The organism is Sulfurivermis sp., assembly GCF_059410345.1.
Genome location: NZ_JBLJDO010000021.1, coordinates 20,142 through 40,537, shown reverse-complemented (window position 1 = coordinate 40,537; position 20,396 = coordinate 20,142). Strand labels below are relative to the sequence as shown.

Sequence of the window (20,396 nt, the reverse complement as noted above, 5' to 3'; positions counted from 1 at the left end):
GCATCGCCCCGGTCACGGGGTGAGCGCTCAAGGTATTTGTCTGCCTCCCCTAAAGTAATTCCCCCTTTTGCCGATTTCTTGACAGCTAGTAAAAGAATCGTGCGGGTTCGCGCGGGGAACAATGGTTGTCGTCAACGAGGATCTGTCCCTGCAATGGGATAGGCAAGGCGGGTGTAATGCCGCAAATTATCAACACCAATATCATGTCGCTGAACTCGCAGCGCAACCTGAACACCTCGCAGACCGATCTGCAGGTGTCACTGCAACGCCTGTCCTCCGGCCTGCGTATCAACAGCGCCAAGGACGATGCTGCCGGCCTCGCCATTTCCGAGCGCTTTACCACCCAGATCCGTGGCCTGAACCAGGCCGTGCGCAACGCCAACGATGGCATCTCCCTGGCGCAGACCGCGGAGGGTGCCCTGGCTGAGCTGAACAACAACCTGCAGCGTATCCGCGAACTGGCCGTGCAGTCCGCCAACGCCACCAACTCCCCCGCCGACCGTGCCGCCCTGGACCAGGAAGTGCAGCAGCGCATTGCGGAAATTGACCGTATCGCCGCGCAGACCTCGTTCAACGGCCAGAAAATTCTGGACGGCACCTTCGGCAACGCCGCCTTTCAGGTAGGCGCCAACGTCGGCGAGACCATCACTCTGGATCTGAACGCCAGCATGCGCCAGACCAATATCGGTGCCGTGGCCACCGCCACTTCCGTGGACCTGAGTACCTTAATGACGGAGCCAAGTGCTGTAGTGGCGAACTCGTCGACACCTTCCGGCCCTGTCGGGCTGATTCTTTCCGCCTTGGCCGGTCAGGGCTTTTTGTTCGAGGTTGCGGGTGTCGAAATAATGAACGTGACGTCGCCCGGCTTTGACACCATCACCGCTGGGGAGTTGGACGCTGCTCTTACTGCGAAGAGATCGGAACTGGCCGGGGTGGGGATCACTTATTCCGGATCGTTCGCCACGGGGAATGTGATCTTTTCCGATACCTCCGGCAACCCCTTCGATATAACCATTCATAGTACTTACGGTATTTATACCGAATTTACCGGGGCGGACTTTGTACGAGGAACCAACACAGTCGACAATGGCGTTCCCGCCAATCCACTCGTACTTGGTGTCAATGAACTGAGTATCCAGATAGGTAATGCTGATGCGGTGGCCGTTGCGGCAGGAACCTATCACACCATGCAGTCTCTGGTGGATGCGGTCAATGTTGCTCTAGGAGGCAATGCCACCGCAATTCTTGATACTTCCACCAGTACAGTGAGCGTTGTGTCTGCTGAGAATGTTGTCATAGCGGCTGATGCGCAGTCAGTGTTCAGTGCCGCCAGCTTTACTGTGAGCGGCAGTCTCGCATCGGTGAACGTATTGAGCGTTGCCAATGCCAATGATGCCATCTTTCGCATCGATTCGGCGCTGACCGCCGTCAGTTCACTGCGCAGCACCTTCGGCGCCATCCAGAATCGTTTCGAATCCACCATCGCCAATCTGAGCACCACGGTGGAGAACCTGACCGCGTCCCGCAGCCGTATCCAGGATACGGATTTCGCAGCGGAGACGGCGAATCTGACCCGTGCCCAGATCCTGCAGCAGGCCGGTGTGGCGATGCTGGCCCAGGCGAACCAGCTGCCGCAGGGCGTTTTGTCCTTGCTGCGCTAGGGCCGGTCTGAATAGGTTACATTCTGTAACTTGTTCAGAGCCTTTCCCGTCGCGTACGCCACCGTACTCCAAGTTATGATAAAAAGCGTCATGGCAGGGCCAGAATGGTGCCCTGCTGTGGGTGCTCCCGCGGAGCTGTGCATGGCAGCTACCCTCTACCGTGGTCGTAACAGGGAATATTCATGACAGATGTTTCGCCAGAGTTGAGCAATACCCTTGCCGGGGCAGTGAACCTGGCCATTGAGAGACAACAGGCGGGGGACGTTGCCGGTGCCGAGGCACTGTATCTCAAGGTATTGAGTGTCGATGGCGCCAACCCGGTGGCGTTGCACAATCTTGGCCTGATACGGTTGCAGGGTGGCGACAGCACGGTCGCGCTTGAACTGTTGATGGCCGCGGTGCGACTGCGCCCTCAAGAACCCGTGTTTCACTTTAATCTCGCCATTGCCTATCAACAGACCAATCGTCTGTCGGATGCGCAGAACTCCTATCAGACCGCTGTCCGGCTCAATCCGGCTTACCGGGTGGCGTGGGAAAATCTCGGTGTGGTATTGCAGGACTCGGGCTCCTACGATGAGGCGGCGGCAGCTTACCGTAGGGCGCTGACGCTGGATCCCTGTTCGTTGGTGGCGCACAAGAATCTCATTGCCGTGCTGCGTGCCCAGGGGCGCCCGGAGCAGGCGAGGCAACAGTGTATTGTTGCCCTGGACTGCGAGCCGGTCAGCAGTTTAATCGGGTGCCAGCTGGGGGCGATTCTGCTGTCTGTTGGTGATTACGCCTCAGGATGGAAGTTCCATGAGTGGCGCTATTGGGAGCCGGAGGCGCTGGAGTCGGCGCCGCCGCACCGTGTGCCATTGCCGAAGTGGGACGGATGCAGTCTTGTCGGCAAAAAGATTGTGGCCTGCGGCGAGGAGGGTATCGGCGACGAAATCATGTTTGCCTCCTGCGTACCTGATTTGGCTGAGCAGGCCGATGCCGTGTTGCTGGTATGCGCCCCGCGTCTGGTGCCGTTGTTTGCCCGCTCATTTCCCGGCGTGGAGGTGCGTGCGGCTCAGGATAAGGTGACGGTGCTGGAACGGGAGGACTCTTTTGATTTCCGTATCGCCCTGCCCAGCCTGCCGCAGCATCTTCGCACTGCGGCCGACTCATTCGATGGGCGTTTCTACCTGAAGGCGGATCCAGAATCCATTACGCGATGGCGCGAGCGTCTTGACGCGCTGGGAACACAGCCAAAAATCGGTATTTCCTGGCGCGGCGGCCTCAATCCACGCGACCGTGTCGCCCGCTCGCTGGACTTGCAGCAACTGCAGGCCATGCTCTGCTGCGCTGATGTCACGTTCATTGATGTCCAGTATGGTGACCATGCCGATGAGGTTTCCCGTCTGGTCGATGCCGGGGGGCGGGTGCCGCTGAGTCTGCCCGATGTCGACCCGCTGCGGGATATGGATGATTTTGCTGCCCTGCTCAGCGCACTTGATCTGGTGATCTCCGTCGATAATTCCACCGTTCATCTGGCGGGCGCCTTGGGTGTTCCTACCTGGCTGCTGCTGCCGTCGCTGGCGGATTGGCGCTGGGGTGTGTCCGGAGAACGCAGTGTCTGGTACGAATCTGTGCGGGTATGGCGCCAAGAGGGGTGTGGAGCCGAGGCCTGGACCTCGTTGCTGGCGGACGTTGTCCGGCAGATTGAAGCGGGTATTCATGTGCGGTCGTCGGATTCCGCCGTATCCTCGCCCATACCGGCGAAGACAGGGACGGCGACGGCGCCAGGCGCCAGGCGTGCGGTACTGCTCAATGACACGTCTTATTGGTATCACTGGGGTTGCACCTGTACCAGCCTGGCCCTGCACCAGGGATTGCGCGCAGCGGGCTATGTGGTGGAGGGCGTTCCCATCATGGCCATCAACAGGTTGCAACCGTTACCCGAACGTCTCGACGATTTTGACAGTGACACGTTTTTTGAAAGGTTTTGTTCGGCCAATTCCGCACTGATCGACCAGTTGCGCCGCTGCGATGTCGTTGCTGTCAACGGGGAGGGAACGCTGCATGGCCTGGGAGCCTCGGCGTTGGCGCTGTTGTATCTCAGTTATGTTGCCAAGTGCCGGCTGGGGAAGAATACGCAGGTGATAAACCACTCCTGTTACCCGGTGGACGGTACGGTCGGCGACGGTGCGTTGGCGGAGGATCTGTACCGGAAGGTTTACGCGGCGCTGGATCGGGTGGTTGTGCGTGAGCCGGAGAGTGCTGCCGTTTTGGCACGGCTCGGAGTCCGGGTGGTCGACGGGTTTGACTGCCTGCCTCTCTTTGCCAGGGCGCACCTTCCCGCCGTTGCGGCAAGAACCAGGCGGGTGGTGCTATGCGGTACGGTGGCTCTGAGCCAGGACTTTATATCCATGATGGTCGGGCTCGCGCAACAGGCCCTCGCCGCGGGTTATGAACTGGATATCCTGGTGGGCGCGAATGCCTATATGGCCCATGACGACGTGTTGTTCGTCAATGCCTTGCACCGGCACCTGCGTGGCCGCTACCGTCTGGTGGCCGCCACCAGCGAGACGCAGTGGCTGGAGACGATCCGTGATGCGGCGCTGCTTATTTCCGGACGGTTTCACCACACCATTGCCGCCGCGTGGCTGGGCACCCCCTTCCTGGTCAGCGCCAGCAATACCGCCAAAATAGACGGTTTGCTGGCGCGCCTAGATATAACCACTTCATCCGTGTGGATATCTCCTTCCCGTGCCGATGATGCGCGGGTGCGACTGGACGCACTGCTACAGGCCCCGGGGGATGCACTGATTTCCACGGCGACCCGCACGCGGCTCATTGCATTGGCCGAACAGAACTTCCGTGGATTTCAGGGTTTATTTAACTGATTGAATAAAAACGATTATTTTTATGCCTATAGTGGCAAGAAATTTTTTCTGAGATGGCTAAAGGTTTTCTCTCCCGGGTCGATAAATTAACCGGAAGCGGTGAATGCCCAGGCAACATCGAACGGCATATCCGCTAATGACAACCCCGCCCGCCCCTGCCAAGCAGGGTAGACCGGGCGACCAGAGGAGACGCAATCATGCCTCAGATTATCAATACCAACATGATGTCGCTGAATTCCCAGCGCAACTTGAACAGCTCGCAGAATGCCCTGCAGATTTCTCTGGAGCGTCTGTCTTCCGGACTGCGCATCAACAGCGCCAAGGACGACGCCGCCGGTCTGGCCATTTCCGAGCGTTTCACCACCCAGATCCGCGGCCTGAATCAGGCCATCCGCAACGCCAACGACGGCATCTCCTTCGCGCAGACCGCCGAAGGCGCCCTGTCCACCGTCGGCAGCGCCCTGCAGCGTATTCGTGAGCTGGCGGTGCAGTCGGCCAACGATACCAACTCCGCCTCCGACCGTCAGGCGCTGCAGAACGAAGTCGGCCAGCTGATCGCGGAGGTCAACCGTGTCGCCAGCGCCACCGAGTTCAACGGCCAGAAGATCCTCGACGGTTCGCTCAGTGAGCTGGTGTTCCAGGTGGGCGCCAACCGCAACCAGACCATTGCGGTGACGGGCGTCGATACCCGCGGTTCCCAATTGGGTGCCGAGGTATATGCAGGAGCCTCTATCGTTAACAGCGACGTGTCGTTGAGTGGCTTGACCGTCAACGGTGTAGCCATCGACCTGAGCAGCGGGACCAGTGTGGACGATGCCGTCGGCCTGATCAATGGCAAGTACGGTGATACCGGTGTGCAGGCCGTTCGTGCCTCCACGGTGACCACTACTGCCCTGGCCTATGTTGCTCCTGACTCCACCGATGGTGTGGTCGAGATCAACGGCGTGCAAATCGCCTTGGCCAATGGTGATACCGCGGCCCAAGCGGCTGTCAAGATCAACGCCCTGTCGGGGCAGACCGGCGTGACGGTCACGGAAAGTGGCGGTGCCCTGACCCTGTCGTCCAATTCCGACATCACCATGAAGGTGTCGGGCTCTGCTCTGAGCATCGGCGGCATTACCGGTGGTGTCAGCGAGAGCTATCTGCGTGGTATCGAACTGACCACCGAGGTTGGCAAGACGGTGACCGTCGGCGGTGCCGATCAGGCGGAACTCGGTCTGTCGAGCCCGGTGCACAACACCTACACGCTGAATGCGGTCAACGTGTCGACGCGTTCTGGGGCGAATGATGCGATTCGTACCCTGGACCTGGCTCTGCAGCAGGTCAGTGGTCTGCGCTCCGAGTTGGGTGCTGTGCAGATTCGCTTCGAGTCCACTATCTCCAATCTGAGCGTGTCGGCGGAAAACATGACGGCTGCCCGCAGCCGCATCCAGGACGCCGACTTCGCGGCGGAGACGGCGAACCTGACCCGTGCCCAGATCCTGCAGCAGGCGGGTGTGGCGATGCTGGCTCAGGCGAACCAGCTGCCGCAGAATGTCCTGTCGCTGCTGCGCTAAGGTTGGAGTCGTAAGTGAATAGAGGGGGCGGGGACAGTCTGATGATTGTTCCCGCGCCTTCATAAGGAGAGGTGAATATCATGCCTACGGACATTTCATTCCAGGCAAATAATTCGCCGAGCAGCCCTGCCCGGTCGGCTCCGGTTGTCGTCAAGACGGCCGGGGCTGCTGGTGTTGATGCCGCGCAGCAACAGGCAGCAACGGTTGTAAATACTCCCGCTTCTGATACCGCCAGCAAGGAGCAGCTCAGGGAGGCCATGAACAAGGTCTCCAGCTACATGCAGAACGTGCAGCGCAACCTCAACTTTTCCATCGACGACAGCACCGGGCAAACGGTGGTCAAGGTGATCGATGCGGAGAGCGAGGAGGTCATCCGGCAGTTCCCCTCCGAGGAGATGCTGGCCCTGGCGCGACATCTGAGCGAGCTGAACGGCGAGTCGGTGAGCGGGCTGTTGATGCAGTCCAAGGCTTGATTGGCATAAATGTTGCCTGACTCAAGTGCATAAACACGGAAAGTCTGATTCTTGACGGCGGCCGCTCGTGGCCGCCACCTTTCCGTGCCAGAGTTGCTTGACACTGAGAGGTAGGGTTCATGGCTTCCATCACTTCCCCCGGCATTGGTTCCGGTCTGGACGTGGCCGGCTTGGTCAACAAGCTGGTGACGGCTGAGGGGCAGCCGGCGGCCAATCGGCTGAATACGCGCGAAGCCAAGCTGCAGGCGCAGCTTTCGGCCCTGGGCAGCGTCAAGTCGGCCCTGTCCACCTTCAAGGGGGCATTGGGCAATCTCACCAATATCTCTTCCTTCCAGAAGCGCACCGCAACCTCCAGCAATACCGATCTGTTTACTGTAGCCATCGCCGGCAAGCCGGTGGCGGGTTCCTATGAGGTTGAGGTCAGAACCCTGGCGCAGGCCCACAAGCTGGCCTCGGTGGCCTTCGACGAGGCCAGTTCCGCGGTGGGGACGGGGACGCTGACCTTCCAGTTCGGCGACCCGACCAAGCCGGCGCAGACCGTCACCATTACCGACGAAAACAACTCCCTCACCGGTGTGCGCGATGCGGTGAACGCCGCCAACATCGGCGTGCGCGCCAGCATCGTCAATGGCGACGATGGTTATCAGCTGGTGTTCAGTGCGGAAAACAGCGGTACCGACAACAGCCTGCGCATTTCCGTCGAGGAAAGCCCGGCTGACGGCAGCAATACCGATATGAATGGCCTGTCGCGTCTGGCCTACAACGCCGACGCCTACAACATGACGCAGACCGCCGAGGCCAAGAATGCCGAGATCTACATCGACGGCATCAAGGTCAGCAGTGCCACCAATACTGTCAGTGACGCCATTGCCGGCGTGACTCTGAGCCTGAAGAAGGCGGACGTGGGCGCCAAGGCCACCCTGAACGTCAACCTCGACAAGAATTCGGCCACCACGGCGGTGGAGGGCTTCGTCAATGCCTTCAACAGCCTGGTCGGCACCTTCAGCCAGTTGAGCGGCTACAACGCCGAGACCAAGCAGGCCGGCATCCTGATTGGCGACTCCAGTCTGCGCGGTGTGCTCAGCCAGCTCCGTAATGTGCTGGGCAGCCCGGTGAGCGGACTGGACGGCACCTACCGCGCCCTGGCCGACCTGGGTATCAAGACCAAGGCCGACGGCACTCTGGAGCTGGACAAGGCCAAGCTCACCGCGGCGCTGGACAGCAATTTCGACGATATCGGCCAGCTGTTTGCAGCGACCGCCACCGCCACCGATTCGCTGGTGAGCTATACCAGCTCCACCGCGGCGACGAAGGTGGGCAACTATGCGGTGAATATCACGCAGGCGGCCACGCGCGGCAGCTATGTGGATAGCGCCTCGTCGGTATCGAGCCTGGTGGTCGATGGCAGCAATAACACCTTCAAGATTTCAGTGGATGGCGTCAGTTCCGGCACCCTCTCCCTGACCCAGAAGACCTACGGCTCCGAGGCGGAACTGGCGGCGGAACTGCAGAGCCGCATCAACGGCGACAGCGCCTTGCGCGGCGCCGGCGTGTCCGTGCTGGTCAGCTTCGACGGTACCCGATTCACCTTCACCTCCGAGCGCTACGGCAGCGCCTCCAAGGTGGCGATCACCGAGGTGGCCGACGCGACGGCCAGCGGCGCCATTGGCCTGTCCACGGCGGGCACCGGCACGGATGGCGAGGACGTGGCCGGCACCATCGGTGGTGTCGCAGCCACCGGTGCGGGCCAGTACCTCACGGGTACCGGTGCGGCGGAGGGGCTGAAGATACTGGTGCAGGGCGACGCCACCGGTAGCCGCGGCAGTGTTTCCTTCGCCCGCGGTGTCGCGGATCGTCTCAGCAGCCTGTTGGATGGCTGGCTCTCCAACGACAGTTTCCTGAGCGCGCGTACCAGTGGTGTCCAGTCGCAGATCAATGACATCGCCAAACAGCGCGAGGCGCTGGCCACGCGGCTGGAGGCATTGGAGGCGCGCTACATGAAGCAGTTCACCGCGCTCGATGCATTGATGGCACAGATGCAGTCCACCAGCAATTATCTGGCGGGCCAGTTGGCTGGTTTGCCGGGGGCGTATTCCGGTTCGAGTCGGTAGGGGATGCCGTCTGCGGGAACGATAAGGCGCTTTGTGTGGGAACGATACGACAGGAAATGAATTTCTGAGAGCTGCTAAATTTTCCCTCACCATGGCCGATAAACCAGACAGTGCAGCAGGTAACGAAACCACCAGCCCCGAGGTGAATGAAATGACGTATGCAGAAGGACGCAGAGCAGCCCAGGCCTACGGTTCCATGGCAGTGCAGACCGGTGTCGAGGCCGCTACGCCCCACCGTCTGGTGCAGATGCTGATGGAAGGTGCGCTGGAGAAGATGGCTGCGGCGCGCGGTCACATGCAGCGCGGCAACATCGCGGAGAAGGGCGCCAATATCAGTTGGGCCATCTCCATTATCGAAGGCATGCGCGCCAGCCTGGACCTCGATGCCGGCGGCGAGATCGCCCGCAACCTGAATGACCTGTATGACTACATGGGCCGCCGCCTGCTGGAGGCCAATATGCGCAACGACGCCAAGGCGCTGGATGAGGTCATGGTTCTGCTGCGCGAAATCAAGACCGGTTGGGATGCCATCCCGGGCCTGCTCGGTCAGCCGTAATGCCGAAACGCACCCGCCAGCAGCACTGGGAGAATATCGTGGCGCAGAGCCGCCGCATGCAGGCGCTGGCGCGGGAAGGGCAGTGGGACGAGGTGTCGGCGCTGGAGTTGCAGCGGCGGGGAGACATGGAGGCGTTCTTCAATCACCAGGTGTCGGCCGACGAGGCCGCCTTTGTGGCCGAAGGTATCCGCGAGGTGATGGAGCTGGATCGCGAGACCATGGTGCGCTGCGCCGCCGCCCGCGAGGAAGCCGGCAAGCAGGCCGGGGTCATGCACCAGGGACGGCGCGCCGAGGCGGCGTATAACAGCAACCGTTGAGTGCCACATCGATTTTCTCCAGCAAAGGCCCGCTTCTGCGGGCCTTTGCTTTTTCGTGCCTATCGTCTGGCGCTCCCACGCGGAACGTGGGAACGATAAAAGTCCGACAGGCTGCTAGTGGGCGAGGTTATTTCTTCGCCAAAAAATTGACATCAGATCCGGCAGTATTTATCTTCCCAAAACAATACGTTCTAAATCCCGGGGGAGCGATGGTGGGCGAAGCGGTGTGGTTGATGGAGCCGGACGCGGCGCGACGCGCCCAGCTGCGCCTGTTGCTGGAGTTTCTCGGCCTGGGGCCGGTGGTGGAGGCCGAGGCCGGTCAGTGGCGCAAGGCCGAGCCGGCCCAGGTGCGCATGCTGCTGCTGGGTTACACGCCGCAGGCCGCCGTCGAGATCGCCGCCCTGCGTGAGTGGTCGGCGACCACGCCCATCGTGCTCAGCGCCGCCCCGGCCGAATTTGCCGCCGAGGTGCAGGGCCGCCTCGATTTCCCTCTCGCCTATGAGCAGTTGTTCACCGAGTTGTACCGCGCCGATGCCTGGCGTCGCGCAGCACTGAGTGGTGCCGTGCCGCGCGTGCCGGAACTGTCCCGTGCCCTGGTCGGCAATACCCCCGCCATCCATCAGGTACGCCGCCTCATCGAGCAGGTGGCGGAGACCGATGCCAATGTGTTGATCCTGGGTGAGTCCGGTACTGGCAAGGAGGTGGTGGCGCGCAGTCTGCACATGCTGTCGCAGCGGCGCGAGCGGGCCTTCGTGCCGGTGAACTGCGGTGCCATCCCCGGTGACCTGCTGGAAAGCGAACTGTTTGGCCATGAGAAGGGCGCTTTTACCGGCGCCATCAATACCCGCCAGGGCCGCTTCGAGCTGGCCGAGGGCGGCACCCTGTTTCTCGATGAAATCGGTGACATGCCGCTGCCCATGCAGGTGAAGCTGCTGCGCGTGATCCAGGAGCGCACCTTCGAGCGTGTGGGCAGTAACCGCAGCATTTCCGCCGACGTGCGTCTGGTGGCGGCGACCCATCGCAACCTCGATTCCAACATCCAGGACGGTCGCTTCCGCGAGGACCTCTATTACCGCCTCAATGTGTTTCCCATCGAACTGCCGCCGCTGCGCGAGCGGCGCGACGATATCCCGCTGCTCATCAACGAATTCATCATCCGCCTGGAAAAGATGGGCCGCGGCGCGGTACGCCTGACCCCCGGTGCGATGGGCTCGCTGACGGACTACCCCTGGCCGGGCAATGTGCGCGAGCTGGCCAACCTGATGGAGCGGCTGGTGATCATGTTCCCCAACGGCCTGGTGGACGTGCGCGACCTGCCGCCCAAGTTCCAGATGGAGGGCGCGCGGCCCATCGAGGTGGTGCTGCCCGAGCCGGTGGCCATGCCCGCCGCGACGGCCGTACCCGCGACGGCACCGGCCACGGCTCGCCTGCCGGCCGACGGCATCGACCTCAAGGAATACCTGGCCGATCTGGAGCTGTCCTTCATCAATCAGGCGCTGGACGATGCGGACGGGGTCGTTGCCCGCGCCGCCGAACGCCTCGGCATGCGCCGCACCACCCTGGTGGAGAAGATGAAGAAGTACGGCATGCAGCGCGGGGAGTAACCCCCGCGGACAGGGCAGGCCAGCTGCGTTTCTCGTTCCCACGCAGAGCGTGGGAGCGATAATATCTTGGGTTCCCACGCCGAGCGTGGGGACGATGAATTCGATCTGCCGCTAGAATGGTTGTTCAGGAGGCTGCGTCATGGCACATCCCGCAGAACGTAGCGCCACTTACGAAGACTTACTCCAGGTACCAGAAAACCTGGTGGCCGAGATCATCAACGGCCGTCTCATAACCCATCCGCGCCTAGCGCCGAAGCATGCGCGGGCCAGCTCCCGTGTCGGCGGTGAATTGGATGGTCCCTTCGATCAGGGGCGCGGAGGCCCCGGTGGCTGGTGGATACTGGATGAGCCGGAACTGCACCTGAACGCTCAAGTTCTGGTTCCCGACCTGGCGGGTTGGCGTCGGGAGCACATGCCCAGCCTGCCCACCACCGCCTGGTTCGAGCAGGCGCCGGACTGGGTGTGTGAAGTTCTCTCTCCTTCTACGGCCCGTATCGACCGGGTGGAAAAGCTGCCGCTTTACGCGGCTGCCGGCGTGGCCCATGCCTGGCTCATCGACCCTGATCTGCGCACCCTGGAGGTGCTGGAGAACCGCGACGGCCATTGGCTGCTGTTGGCCGCCTATGAGAGCGATAACCGTGTTCGTGCCGCGCCCTTCGATGCGGTCGAAATCGCCCTGGCCGGGCTGTGGGTGGACTGATTTTTTTCTCGTTCCCACGTTCTGCGTGGGAACGTTAATGGTAGGTTTGGTTCCCTCGCGCTGATCCGCGCCATCCTGGCTGATGTTTTTTTGACGCTTGCTGTTTTTCTTCATTAATCCACTGAAATAAAAGAATAATTATTTAAGGCACGATGTTTGCTTTGATGCTGGTGACATTGACCGGCAACGGAGCGGCAGATGGCCTCACCCCATCCCTCAAGCACAGAAATGGCACTGCATGGCCAGTGGGCGGACACCTATCGCCTGCTGGAGCAGCGCGTGGCCGGCCTGACGGCGGAGCTGCACGAGTTGCGTGGCGAGCGCCTGGCCCAGCTGGCCGAGAAGGAGGCGCTGGCGCAGCGTTTGCAGAACGTGCTCGACGCCCTGCCCGGGGCGGTGGTGGTGCTGGACGGCAGCGGCCGGGTGGGCAGTCACAATCAGGCGGCAGTGCAGTTGTTCGGCACGCCGCTGGCCGGCGCTCCCTGGCGCGAGGTGATTGCGCGCTGTTTCGTGCCGCAGACCGCGCCGACCACCGATCTCGCCCTGCACGATGGCCGCATCGTCACCCTGTCCACTTGTCCGCTCGGTGCCGAACCGGGGCAGATCCTGCTGTTTCAGGATGTCACCGAGAATCGCCGTCTGCAGGCCCACCTGCAACGTCAGCAGCGCCTGCTCGACATGGGGCGCATGGCCGCCAGTCTGGCGCATCAGATCCGTACCCCGCTGGCGGCGGCGCTGCTGTATGCCTCGCAGCTCAAGCATCCCTCCCTGAGTGACGACAAGCGCCAGCGCTTTGCCGAGCGCACCGTCGCCAGTCTGCAACAGTTGGAGTCCCTCATCGCCAACATGCTGCACTTCGCCCGCGGTGGGGTGAGTGGCAGTGAGGTTGTGGCGGCGGAAGAATTGTTGCAGGAGCTGCGCACTGCGCTAGAGACGCAGGCCACCGGCCGGGCAGTGTCGTGGCACTGCGAGGCCGCTGGTCTGAACGTGCGCGGCAACCGCACCCTGCTGCTCAGCGCCTGGCAGAACCTGATCAACAACGCCGTGCAGGCGGCGGGCGAGGGTGGGGCGATCGAGGTGTTTTGCCGCCCGGCGCCGGGCGACGGTATTGATTTCGGGGTACACGACAACGGTCCCGGTGTGGCGCCGGAGATGCAGGCGCATCTGTTCGAGCCGTTCAGCAGCACGCGGCCGCGCGGCACCGGCCTGGGTCTGGCCATCGTGCGGACGGTGGCCCAGGCCCATCATGGCGAGGCCTGGTGCCGCTCAGCACCGGGCGATACCACCTTTGCCATGCGCCTGCCGGCCGTGCCGGCGGCGAGCACGGTGATCGAGGAGCCGCGCCGCGCGGCTGCGCAGTGAGTTGAGGTAACGACGATGGAACAACGCATATTGGTAGTGGAAGACGACGCGTCCCTGGCCGAGGCGCTGACCGATGCCCTGGAACTGGCAGGCTGGCAGGTATCGCACGCGGTGGATGGCGTGGCGGCACTGGAGCGGCTGGCGCGCGAGGACATCGCGCTGGTGCTGAGCGACGTGCACATGGAGCGCATGGATGGCCACACCCTGTTGCAACGTATCCGCACCGTGCGGCCTGATCTGCCGGTGATCCTGATGACGGCCTATGCCACGGTGCAGAAGGCGGTGAGTGCCATGCAGCAGGGCGCCGCTGACTATCTGGTCAAGCCCTTCGAGGCGGAGGCCCTGGTGCAGACTGTGGCGCGCCATCTCGGCGCGGTTTCGAGCGTTACCGGCGACGAGCCGGTGGCCGAAGATCCGGCCAGCCGGCGCCTGCTGCACCTGGCGCAGCGGGTGGCCGATTCGGAGGTGACGGTGATGCTCACCGGTGAGAGCGGCACCGGCAAGGAGGTGGTGGCGCGCTATATCCATCGCCATTCGCCGCGTGCGGCACAGCCCTTCGTCGCCATCAACTGCGCGGCCATCCCCGAGAACATGCTGGAGGCCACCCTGTTCGGCTACGAAAAGGGCGCCTTCACCGGCGCCCACAAGAGCATGCCGGGCAAGTTCGAGCAGGCCCAGGGCGGTACCCTGTTGCTGGACGAGATTTCGGAAATGGAACTGGGCCTGCAGGCCAAGCTGCTGCGTGTGTTGCAGGAGCGCGAGGTGGAGCGCCTCGGCGGCGGCAAGCCCATTGCACTCGATGTGCGCATCCTCGCCACCTCCAACCGCGACATGCGCGCCGAGGTGCAGGCCGGGCGCTTCCGCGAGGACCTGTACTATCGCCTCAATGTCTTTCCGCTGCATCTGCCGCCGCTGCGCGAGCGCCGCGCCGACATCGTGCCGCTGGCCCGCACGCTGCTGGCACAGCTGGCCCGCAAGATGGGACGCCCGCTGCCGCGCCTGACGACCGGGGTGGAGCAGGCCTTGCAGCGCTACGACTGGCCAGGCAATGTGCGCGAGATGGACAACCTGTTGCAGCGCGCCCTGATTTTGCAGGACGGGCGCGAGATCCAGCCGGCCGACCTGATGTTCGAGAGCGCACTTCCCGAGCCGGCGACGGACACGGTGCTGGAAGAGGAGGCCGACTTCAGCGCAGGGATGCAGCAGCATGAGCACCAGATGATCGTCGAGGCTCTGCGCCAGGGCAGCCGCCAGGCGGCGGCCGAGCGCCTCGGCATGAGCCCGCGCACCCTGCGTTACAAGCTGGCGCGGTTGCGCGAGGCGGGTTACGCCGTTTAGACCCAGATACAAGGTACTTTCCACCCTCATCATTATCGTTCCCACGCTCTGCGTGGGAATGTCGTTAAGGACACTCCGCGTCCAGCCGTGACGCGACGCAGAGCGTCGCACACCTCCGCCCACGCAGAGCGTGGGAGCGATAAGTCAGGGGGCTACGCATTCCCATACCTTCCGATAAATTGGCCCGCAATATGCATTAAGTACTCATGTGACGATATCGCGGCGTAGGCCCGAGGTACAAAAACATGAATACTATCGATACCAGTCAATTACTTACGCAACTGCGCGCGGCGGCCGCTGCGGCCCGCAGCGCCCCTGCCGAGAACACGGCGGCGGCCTCCGGTGTCAATTTCTCGTCGTTCCTGCGCGAGTCCATCGGCCAGGTGAACGCGCTGCAGCAGAATTCGGCAGAAATGAAGAATGCCGTCAGCATGGGGGATACCTCGGTGTCGCTGGCGGATACGATGATTGCCTCCAGCAAGGCCGAACTCGGTTTCCAGGCCATGGTCCAGACCCGCAACAAGCTGGTCGAGGCCTACCAGGAAATCATGCGCATGCAGGTCTGACCCTAACCCTGAGTGATGGCGGATACGAAAATGGATATGGTGAAAGCTGACAATGTGACCGCGCCGTTCGATGGCTTCGTCAACCTGCCCGCGGTGCGGCAGGTGGGCCTGATGTTCGGCCTGGCGGCCAGCGTTGCCCTGGGTGTGGCGGTGGTGCTGTGGTCGCAGGAGCCGAGCTACAGTGTGCTCTATGCCAATCTCGGCAGCAAAGACGCCTCCCAGGTGATGGACGCCCTGCAGAAGCAGGGCGTCAAGTACAGGCTGGATGAGAAGACCGGCGCCCTGATGGTGCCGTCCAGCGCGGTGCATGAACTGCGCCTCAAGCTGGCCGACGAGGGACTGCCGCGCAGCAGCGGCACCGGCCTCGACATCCTGCAGCAGAAGCAGGAGTTCGGCACCAGCCAGTTCATGGAAACCGCGCGTTATCAGCATGCCCTGGAGGGCGAACTGGCCCGTTCCATCACAACTATCAACAGCGTGGAAAATGCCCGCGTCCATCTGGCCCTGCCCAAGCAGACCGCCTTCATCCGCGAGCGCCAGCAGCCCAGCGCCTCGGTGCTGGTGACCCTGTATCCTGGCCGTACCCTGGAAGAGGCGCAGGTGGCGGCCATTGCCCATATGGTCGCTGCCGGTATCCCCAATCTGGAACCAGGCCGCGTCACCGTGGTGGACCAGAGCGGCCGCTTGCTGAGCAGCAAGCAGCAGGCCAATGCGGTGGTCAACCAGGAACAGTTCGAATACACCCGCAAGCTGGAAGACAGCTACATCGCGCGTATCGAAAACATCGTGGCGCCCATCGTCGGCATGCAGGGTGTGCGCGCGCAGGTATCGGCGGAGGTGGACTTTACGGTCACCGAGCAGACGCAGGAAACCTATAATCCTGATCTGCCGGCGCTGCGCAGCGAACAGTTGTATGAAGAGCGCTCGGCCAGTGAGGGCGCGCAAGGTATTCCCGGGGCGTTGACCAACACGCCGCCGGCCCCTGCCACCGTGCCGGAGCGCGCAGCCGGACAGCCCGGCGCGGCCGGTGCCGTGCAGAGCGGCAAGAGCCTGAACCGTGCCACCAAGAATTACGAGCTGGATCGCACCATCAGTCACAGCAAGCTGGCTACCGGCCAGGTGCGCCGCCTGTCGGTGGCGGTGGTAATCGATGATCGTCAGGTGGTGGGTCCGAACGGTGAAATGGTGCGCGAGGCGCGCAGCGCCGAAGAGATCGAGCGCATCGCCGCACTGGTGCGTGAGGCCGTGGGTTACAACGCGCAGCGCGGCGATACCGTCAATGTACTCAATGCTTCGTTCCAGACCGCCCAGGCCGTGGAGCCGTTGCCGGAGCCGCCGCTGTGGAAGCAGCCGTGGGTGATGGACGTGAGCAAGCAGTTGCTCGGCGCGCTGGTGGTGATCCTGCTGTTGTTCGGTGTGCTGCGCCCCTTGCTGCGCAGCCTGGCGACGGTCAAGCCGCAGCCGGTGCCGGTGGCGGCGGCGGAGGGTGGCATGTCGGAAGATCGTCTGACCCTGGGTGGTCCGGGGGGGGTGATGCACCTGCCACAGCACAGCACCTACGAAGGCAACCTCGGCATGATCCGTGATATGGCGCGCCAGGATCCCAAGCACGTGGCACAGGTGGTCAAGACCTGGGTAGCGGGTGAATAAAAGTAACTGGGTGCGTACATCATGGCTGAGAAGAAAACCAAGCTGACCGGTCCCGAGCGCGCCGCTATCCTGATGATGGCGGTGGGTGAGGAGGTGGCTACCTCCATCATGAAGCACATGGGGCCGAAAGAGGTGCAGCGCATCGGTGAGGCGATGGCCTCCACCTCCAATGTGTCGCGCGAGCAGGTGGAAGACGTGGTGTCGAGCTTTGCCGAGACCTTTGGCGATCAGACCGCCCTCGGTGTCGGTTCCGAGGAATACCTGCGCAAGATCCTGGTCAACTCCCTGGGCGAGGACAAGGCCTCCGGTCTTATCGACCGTATCCTGCTCGGCCGCTCCTCCAAGGGGCTGGAGGCGCTCAAGTGGATGGAGCCGCGCGCCATCGCCGAAGTGGTGCGACTGGAACACCCGCAGATCATCGCCATCGTGCTGTCCTATCTGGATTCGGATCAGGCCGCCGAGGTGTTGAGTCTGTTGCCGGAAAACATGCGTGCCGACATCCTGATGCGTATCGCCAGTCTGGACGGCATCCAGCCCAGCGCCCTGCAGGAGCTGGATGAAATTCTCGACAAGCAGTTCTCCGGCGCCACCGGCAACCTCAAGTCGTCCAGCGTCGGCGGCACCAAGACCGCCGCCAATATCCTCAATTTCATGGATACCTCCATCGAGGGGGCTATCCTTGATCGTGTGAAGGAAGTCGACGGCGAACTGGGCCAGAAGATTCAGGACCTCATGTTCGTGTTCGACAACCTGGCCGAGGTGGACGACCGCAGCATCCAGGCGCTGTTGCGCGAGGTGTCGTCCGATACCCTGATCATCGCCCTGAAGGGGGCTGATGCCGCAGTGACCGAGAAGGTGCTGAAGAACATGTCCAAGCGTGCCGCCGAAATGCTGCGTGATGATCTCGAGGCGCGTGGCCCGGTACGCCTGTCCGAGGTGGAGGCGGCGCAGAAGGAAATCCTGGCCATCGCCCGCCGCATGGCCGAGAGCGGCGACATCTCCCTGGGAGGCGGTGGTGATGAGTTCGTCTAAGGTCATCAGTTCTGAAAATCTCACGGCCTATGAACGCTGGGAGTTGCCGGATGTGCAAGGGCCGGGAACCCGACGCAGCCGGGTGGATGAGGTGGACCCTTCTGCCGTAAAACCGTTGACCGCCGAACAGCTGGAGCAGATCCGGCGTGATGCACAGCGCGAAGGTTTCGAGACCGGGCGCAAGGAGGGGCTGGCTGCTGGCCAGAAGGAGGTGCGTGCCACGGTGCAGCGTCTTACCCAGATCATCACTGCCTTCACTGCTCCTCTGGAAGAGGTGGACGCCACGGTGGAGCAGGAGCTGGTGACTCTGGCCATTGCCATTGCGCGCCAAATCATCCGCCGTGAACTGAAGACCGATCCAGGACAGGTGGTGGGTGTGGTGCGTGAGGCGCTGGCGGCACTTCCGGCGGCAACCCGTCGTGTGACCATCCACTTGCACCCTGACGATGCCGCGCTGGTACGTGAGGCCTTGGCCGCCGGCATGGAGGACACGGGGTGGCGCATAGCCGAAGATGCGTTGCTGACCCGTGGTGGTTGCCGTATCCATGCCGAGCACTCCCACATCGACGCCACGGTGGAAAAGCGTATCGCTGCCATCGTGGCCCAGTTGCTGGGCGGCGAGCGCCACAGCGATGCCGCCACGGAGCCGAATTTAAATGATGCGCAGTGAGCGTTGGGCCACCGCCCTGCAACGCGCCGGGCGTCAGCTGGCCGAGGTGCAGACCCTGGTGGTGGAGGGGCGCCTGACGCGCATGATCGGCCTGACCCTGGAGGCGGTGGGTGTACGCGCCAATGTGGGTGCGCGCTGCGTGGTGGAAAATGCCGACGGCGAGTCCATCGAGGCTGAGGTGGTGGGTTTTGCCGGCGAGAAACTGTATCTGATGCCCACCGGCCCGATTCGTGGCATCGGCCCCAATGCGCGCGTGATCCCCACCGGCCGCAGCTATGAGGCGGCGGTGGGGGACGGCCTGCTGGGCCGCGTCATCGACGGCGCCGGCGTGCCGCTGGACGGCAAGGGGCCCATCGAGACCACGGCGCGCATTCCGCTTTCCGGCCGCCCCATCAATCCCATGGCTCGGCGTCCGATCCGCGAACCGCTGGACGTGGGGGTGCGAGCCATCAATACGCTGCTTACGGTGGGTCGCGGCCAGCGCATGGGTCTGTTCGCCGGCAGCGGCGTGGGCAAGAGTGTGCTGCTCGGTATGATGACGCGTTTTACGACGGCCGAGGTCATTGTCGTGGGTCTCATCGGCGAGCGTGGCCGCGAGGTGAAGGAATTCATCGAGAACATTCTGGGCGAGGAGGGCATGGCGCGCGCCGTGGTGGTGGCGGCGCCGGCCGACGCCACGCCGGTAATGCGCCTGCACGGCGCGTCCCTGGCCACCAGTGTCGCCGAGTATTTTCGTGATCAGGGCCGTGACGTGCTGCTGTTGATGGATTCCCTGACCCGCTATGCCCAGGCGCAGCGCGAGCTGGCCCTGGCGATCGGTGAGCCGCCGGCGACCAAGGGTTATCCTGCATCGGTGTTCGCCAAGCTGCCGCAACTGGTGGAACGCGCCGGCAACGGCGACGTGGGTGGCGGTTCGATTACTGCGTTTTATACCGTGCTGACCGAAGGTGACGATCAACAGGATCCGATTGCCGACTCGGCTCGCGCCATCCTCGACGGCCATGTGGTGTTGTCACGCCGTCTGGCGGAGGCGGGTCACTATCCGGCCATCGATATCGAAGCCTCCATCAGCCGCGCCATGACCGAGATCACCAAACCTGAACATCAGCAGACGGCACGCAGCTTCAAGCGCATCTACTCCACCTATCAGCAGAATCGCGATCTGATCAGCGTGGGTGCCTATGTGAAAGGCTCCAATCCACAGATCGACGAGGCGATCCGGCTGTATCCGAGTCTCACGCAATTCCTGCAACAGGGGATCAATGAGCCGGTGGATTTTGCGCAGAGCATGCATGACCTGACGGCGGTGATGGAAAACGCTGCAGGTGGCACCCTGGCACGACGGTAGTACGGCACATCCATGCGCGGCGTGGATGTCATGAAGAAAGGTGGTGGTGGCGATGACCCGTTCAAAACGCATGCAACCGGTGCTGCGCATCGCCGAGATGCGCGAGCAGGATGCGGCCAAGGAACTGGGCAATGCGCAGCGCCTGCTGCAGGAGCAGGAGGGGCGGTTGGCCGAGTTGCGCGCCTATCAGGCCGAATATGTCCGCAATTTTCAGGTGCAGGGTAGCGCCGGGATCAGTGCGGCACGGTTTCAGGAGTTCCACCGCTTCATGGCCAGCCTGAATCAGGCCATCGAGCAGCAGCAGCAGGTGGTGCAGAGCGCTGCCCGTGTGTGTGTCCAGAAGCAGCAGTTGTGGCAGCAGGCCTACGGCAAGAGCAAGAGTCTGGACAAGGTGGTCGAACGCTACAGTGAGCAGGAACAGTACGAGCAGGGGCAGCGCGAACAGAAGGCGGTGGATGAGATGGCCCAGCACGGCGTGCGCGCCCGTTTGGGTAAGGACGAAGAGTAAATCGCGCGGTTTGAGTATCGCCTCTGCCCCGTCGGGAGGTGGAGGAAAGTGCAAGCAATGAACTGTGGCACGTGATT

Annotated in this window: 17 protein-coding genes; all 17 read left to right on the top strand. The window is 62.7% G+C overall.

The features are described 5' to 3' along the window. Window positions 1–176: 176 nt before the first annotated feature. The 17 genes from ACMV8A_RS13405 to fliJ all read left to right on the top strand — a co-directional run bounded on the left by ACMV8A_RS13405 (window position 177) and on the right by fliJ (window position 20,319). A complete protein-coding gene (locus ACMV8A_RS13405; RefSeq protein ID WP_495326378.1) occupies window positions 177–1,661 on the top strand; it encodes a flagellin in 1,485 nt (494 codons plus the stop codon). Window positions 1,662–1,843: 182 nt separating this feature from the next. After that, the gene (locus ACMV8A_RS13400) at window positions 1,844–4,528 is read left to right on the top strand and encodes a tetratricopeptide repeat protein (protein WP_495326377.1); all 2,685 of its coding nucleotides are present in this window, start codon (window positions 1,844–1,846) and stop codon (window positions 4,526–4,528) included. Between the two features lie 197 nt (window positions 4,529–4,725). Continuing rightward, complete coding sequence (locus ACMV8A_RS13395; RefSeq protein WP_495326376.1) at window positions 4,726–6,084, top strand: flagellin; 1,359 nt, start codon at window positions 4,726–4,728, stop codon at window positions 6,082–6,084. An 80-nt stretch (window positions 6,085–6,164) separates the two neighbouring features. After that, window positions 6,165–6,557, top strand: coding sequence for a flagellar protein FlaG (locus ACMV8A_RS13390; RefSeq protein ID WP_495326375.1), 393 nt, complete (start codon window positions 6,165–6,167; stop codon window positions 6,555–6,557). A 119-nt stretch (window positions 6,558–6,676) separates the two neighbouring features. Continuing rightward, window positions 6,677–8,668 (top strand): flagellar filament capping protein FliD, encoded by a 1,992-nt coding sequence (fliD, locus tag ACMV8A_RS13385; RefSeq protein ID WP_495326374.1) that lies wholly within the window; start codon window positions 6,677–6,679, stop codon window positions 8,666–8,668. 151 nt (window positions 8,669–8,819) lie between these two features. After that, window positions 8,820–9,224, top strand: a complete 405-nt coding sequence (gene fliS, locus ACMV8A_RS13380) for a flagellar export chaperone FliS (RefSeq protein WP_495326373.1) — start codon at window positions 8,820–8,822, stop codon at window positions 9,222–9,224. Continuing rightward, a complete protein-coding gene (locus ACMV8A_RS13375) occupies window positions 9,224–9,541 on the top strand; it encodes a flagellar protein FliT (RefSeq protein WP_495326372.1) in 318 nt (105 codons plus the stop codon). Before fliS ends, ACMV8A_RS13375 begins: the two co-directional genes overlap by 1 nt. 209 nt (window positions 9,542–9,750) lie before the next feature. Continuing rightward, complete coding sequence (locus ACMV8A_RS13370; RefSeq protein ID WP_495326371.1) at window positions 9,751–11,145, top strand: sigma-54 interaction domain-containing protein; 1,395 nt, start codon at window positions 9,751–9,753, stop codon at window positions 11,143–11,145. A 139-nt stretch (window positions 11,146–11,284) separates the two neighbouring features. Next, window positions 11,285–11,845 (top strand): Uma2 family endonuclease, encoded by a 561-nt coding sequence (locus ACMV8A_RS13365; RefSeq protein WP_495326370.1) that lies wholly within the window; start codon window positions 11,285–11,287, stop codon window positions 11,843–11,845. 228 nt (window positions 11,846–12,073) lie between these two features. Continuing rightward, window positions 12,074–13,207, top strand: a complete 1,134-nt coding sequence (locus tag ACMV8A_RS13360; protein ID WP_495326369.1) for a two-component system sensor histidine kinase NtrB — start codon at window positions 12,074–12,076, stop codon at window positions 13,205–13,207. Between the two features lie 15 nt (window positions 13,208–13,222). After that, window positions 13,223–14,545: a sigma-54-dependent transcriptional regulator gene (locus tag ACMV8A_RS13355; protein ID WP_495326368.1), complete on the top strand. Its 1,323-nt coding sequence runs from the start codon at window positions 13,223–13,225 to the stop codon at window positions 14,543–14,545. Between the two features lie 245 nt (window positions 14,546–14,790). Further along, entirely contained in the window at window positions 14,791–15,111 is a 321-nt protein-coding gene (gene fliE / locus ACMV8A_RS13350) for a flagellar hook-basal body complex protein FliE (RefSeq protein WP_495326367.1), read from the top strand. A 30-nt stretch (window positions 15,112–15,141) separates the two neighbouring features. Next, entirely contained in the window at window positions 15,142–16,761 is a 1,620-nt protein-coding gene (fliF, locus tag ACMV8A_RS13345; RefSeq protein ID WP_495326366.1) for a flagellar basal-body MS-ring/collar protein FliF, read from the top strand. Window positions 16,762–16,782: 21 nt separating this feature from the next. Next, complete coding sequence (gene fliG / locus ACMV8A_RS13340; RefSeq protein WP_495326365.1) at window positions 16,783–17,793, top strand: flagellar motor switch protein FliG; 1,011 nt, start codon at window positions 16,783–16,785, stop codon at window positions 17,791–17,793. Then, entirely contained in the window at window positions 17,780–18,463 is a 684-nt protein-coding gene (locus ACMV8A_RS13335) for a flagellar assembly protein FliH (RefSeq protein WP_495326364.1), read from the top strand. The genes fliG and ACMV8A_RS13335 overlap by 14 nt, the downstream gene beginning before the upstream one ends. Further along, complete coding sequence (fliI, locus tag ACMV8A_RS13330; protein ID WP_495326390.1) at window positions 18,453–19,811, top strand: flagellar protein export ATPase FliI; 1,359 nt, start codon at window positions 18,453–18,455, stop codon at window positions 19,809–19,811. The genes ACMV8A_RS13335 and fliI overlap by 11 nt, the downstream gene beginning before the upstream one ends. Window positions 19,812–19,863: 52 nt before the next feature. Continuing rightward, on the top strand, window positions 19,864–20,319 hold the full coding sequence (gene fliJ, locus ACMV8A_RS13325; RefSeq protein ID WP_495326363.1) for a flagellar export protein FliJ: 456 nt from the start codon (window positions 19,864–19,866) through the stop codon (window positions 20,317–20,319). Window positions 20,320–20,396 lie beyond the last annotated feature (77 nt).

Excerpts from the sequence above, each read along its gene's own strand:
- ACMV8A_RS13355 (WP_495326368.1), top strand. The coding sequence starts at position 13,223 with ATGGAACAACGCATATTGGTAGTGGAAGACGACGCGTCCCTGGCCGAG.
- ACMV8A_RS13405 (WP_495326378.1), top strand. The coding sequence starts at position 177 with ATGCCGCAAATTATCAACACCAATATCATGTCGCTGAACTCGCAGCGC.
- fliD (WP_495326374.1), top strand. The coding sequence starts at position 6,677 with ATGGCTTCCATCACTTCCCCCGGCATTGGTTCCGGTCTGGACGTGGCC.
- fliE (WP_495326367.1), top strand. The coding sequence starts at position 14,791 with ATGAATACTATCGATACCAGTCAATTACTTACGCAACTGCGCGCGGCG.
- fliG (WP_495326365.1), top strand. The coding sequence starts at position 16,783 with ATGGCTGAGAAGAAAACCAAGCTGACCGGTCCCGAGCGCGCCGCTATC.
- ACMV8A_RS13395 (WP_495326376.1), top strand. The coding sequence starts at position 4,726 with ATGCCTCAGATTATCAATACCAACATGATGTCGCTGAATTCCCAGCGC.
- ACMV8A_RS13390 (WP_495326375.1), top strand. The coding sequence starts at position 6,165 with ATGCCTACGGACATTTCATTCCAGGCAAATAATTCGCCGAGCAGCCCT.
- ACMV8A_RS13370 (WP_495326371.1), top strand. The coding sequence starts at position 9,751 with ATGGTGGGCGAAGCGGTGTGGTTGATGGAGCCGGACGCGGCGCGACGC.
- ACMV8A_RS13375 (WP_495326372.1), top strand. The coding sequence starts at position 9,224 with ATGCCGAAACGCACCCGCCAGCAGCACTGGGAGAATATCGTGGCGCAG.
- ACMV8A_RS13400 (WP_495326377.1), top strand. The coding sequence starts at position 1,844 with ATGACAGATGTTTCGCCAGAGTTGAGCAATACCCTTGCCGGGGCAGTG.
- ACMV8A_RS13335 (WP_495326364.1), top strand. The coding sequence starts at position 17,780 with ATGAGTTCGTCTAAGGTCATCAGTTCTGAAAATCTCACGGCCTATGAA.
- ACMV8A_RS13360 (WP_495326369.1), top strand. The coding sequence starts at position 12,074 with ATGGCACTGCATGGCCAGTGGGCGGACACCTATCGCCTGCTGGAGCAG.
- fliI (WP_495326390.1), top strand. The coding sequence starts at position 18,453 with ATGCGCAGTGAGCGTTGGGCCACCGCCCTGCAACGCGCCGGGCGTCAG.
- fliS (WP_495326373.1), top strand. The coding sequence starts at position 8,820 with ATGACGTATGCAGAAGGACGCAGAGCAGCCCAGGCCTACGGTTCCATG.
- ACMV8A_RS13365 (WP_495326370.1), top strand. The coding sequence starts at position 11,285 with ATGGCACATCCCGCAGAACGTAGCGCCACTTACGAAGACTTACTCCAG.
- fliJ (WP_495326363.1), top strand. The coding sequence starts at position 19,864 with ATGACCCGTTCAAAACGCATGCAACCGGTGCTGCGCATCGCCGAGATG.
- fliF (WP_495326366.1), top strand. The coding sequence starts at position 15,142 with ATGGATATGGTGAAAGCTGACAATGTGACCGCGCCGTTCGATGGCTTC.